Annotated in this window: 2 protein-coding genes; both read right to left on the bottom strand. The window is 76.2% G+C overall.

The window, feature by feature from the left end; genetic code table 11:
- Window positions 1-57: 57 nt before the first annotated feature.
- Window positions 58-738, bottom strand: coding sequence for a DUF4129 domain-containing protein (locus CTKZ_RS17830; protein ID WP_124344192.1), 681 nt, complete (start codon window positions 736-738; stop codon window positions 58-60).
- Window positions 735-1789 (bottom strand): DUF7847 domain-containing protein (locus tag CTKZ_RS17825; RefSeq protein ID WP_124344191.1); only part of this gene is annotated, 1055 nt, incomplete at its 5' end. The genes CTKZ_RS17830 and CTKZ_RS17825, both read right to left, overlap by 4 nt.

Raw genomic sequence — 1789 nt, 5'->3', positions numbered from 1 at the left:
GCCCGGTGGCGCGCGAACGGGCGGTCGTCCCGTCGCCCAGGACGGCGGCCGGGGCGCTCACGACGGCACCACGAGCCGGTCGCCGGCCGCGGGGGCCGCGGTCGTCGGGCGGGTGGCGCGGACGCGTCGGTCGAGCTCGCGCAGCCGGCGGTCGTCGTCCGCGTCCGCGCGCACGTCGCCGTACGCGACGTCGTCGAACAGGTCGCCGGCCGTCCGGAGGTCGGCGACCAGCCCGGGCAGGCGCTGCGCCGCGGCCGAGACGGCCTCGTGCGCGGTGCGGCCCGGCCGCTCGTCGAGGACAGTCCGCTCCTCGAGCCCGCGGACCACGGCCCGGAACCGCTCGAGGACCGCGAGGTGCCAGTCACCGGCGGCCGCGGCGGCGTCCGCGGCGGCGCGCAGCTGCTCGGCGGTCCGCCGGTCGTCGACGGAGAGCACGACGGCGCCCGTCCGGGCGCGCGTCCTCGAGCGCCGCACGGGGCCGACGAACCACAGGACGCCGAGCACGAGCGCCACGCCCGCGACGACGGCGACCGTCAGCGCGACGCCGTCGGGCAGCCCGAGCGACGGCACCGAGTCCAGCTGCTCCCGCAGCCACTCCAGGACACGCTGCAGGAGCGACGGCTGCCGGTGGTACTCGGGCCGGGCGAGCTCGTCGCGGGCCCACTCGCGGGCCGTCTCGGCGTCCGGCTGGACGGGGACGTCGCGCAGGAGCGCGGCGACGACGGACAGCGCGGTCATCCGGCCTGGGCGGCTCGTGCGAGCTCGAGGTCGAGCCCCTCGCGGCGCATGCGGACGTCGATGTAGAGCAGCGCGTAGATCGCCGCGGTGAACGCGGTCGTGAGCGTGTAGGCGATGACGTTGCCGATGCCCGTCAGGACGATCGAGACGAACGACGTGCCGGTCGGGTCCTGCGTGACGAGCGTCCCGACGAGCTCGAACGGGAACATCACGAAGTAGCTCGCGACGCTCACCATGATCTGGACGAGCACGTAGTACCCGAGCAGACGCCAGAAGCTGCCGCGCGTGAGCCGCCAGGCGCGCGCGACGGTCGACCAGAAGCCCTTGCCCTCGAGCATGAGCGCCGCGGGCGCGAGCAGCGTGCGGATCGTGAACCAGATGCCGGCGACGACGAGCCCCAGCCAGCCGAGGATCCCGACGGCCACCGCGAGCCCGGTCTGGTCGGCTGCGGCGAGGCCGATCACGGCGCCGACCAGGAGCGCGGCGACCAGCAGCACCGCGGCGCCCGCCAGGAGCGTGAACCCGACGACCCACCACACGCGGCCCGAGCGCAGGACCTCGCCGATGGTGATGGTGCGCCCCAGCACGGAGCGGCTGACGGACACGATGAGCAGGCCCGTGAGGACCGTCGTGGCGAGCCAGATGATCGGCGCGGTCAGGAGCGTGCCGACGGCCCATCCCAGCATCGCGTCGAGGCCGCTGGCGCCGGACGGGTCGAGCTCGAGCAGCGCGTCGCTGATCGCACCCGCGACGAGGCCCTGCACGTACCACGTGAGGATCGTCGACAGGACGACCGCGGCACCGACGACGAGCGCGGACAGCCCGAACATGACGCGCGGGTTGGCCCGGATCGCCTTGAACGCGCCGTCGAGCACCTCGCCGAGGCCGAGCGGCCGCAGCGGCACGATGCCCGGCTGGAGGGCGGGCGGCTTCCACGCGGAGCCCGGCGGGGGCGGGGGCGGCACGGGGGCGCCCCAGCCGCCCTGGCTCGCGCCCCACTGCGCCGGTGGTGCGGGGGGTGCGGGCGGGCCGGACGGGGGGACGCCGGGGC

Source organism: Cellulomonas algicola (assembly GCF_003851725.1).
GTDB lineage: Bacteria > Actinomycetota > Actinomycetes > Actinomycetales > Cellulomonadaceae > Cellulomonas > Cellulomonas algicola.
Note: the sequence above shows the minus strand (reverse complement) of the source record. Positions and strands in the feature narration are given on the sequence as shown.

Bases quoted from the DNA above. Each gene is read 5' to 3' on its own strand.
- CTKZ_RS17830 (WP_124344192.1), bottom strand. From the start codon at position 738: ATGACCGCGCTGTCCGTCGTCGCCGCGCTCCTGCGCGACGTCCCCGTC.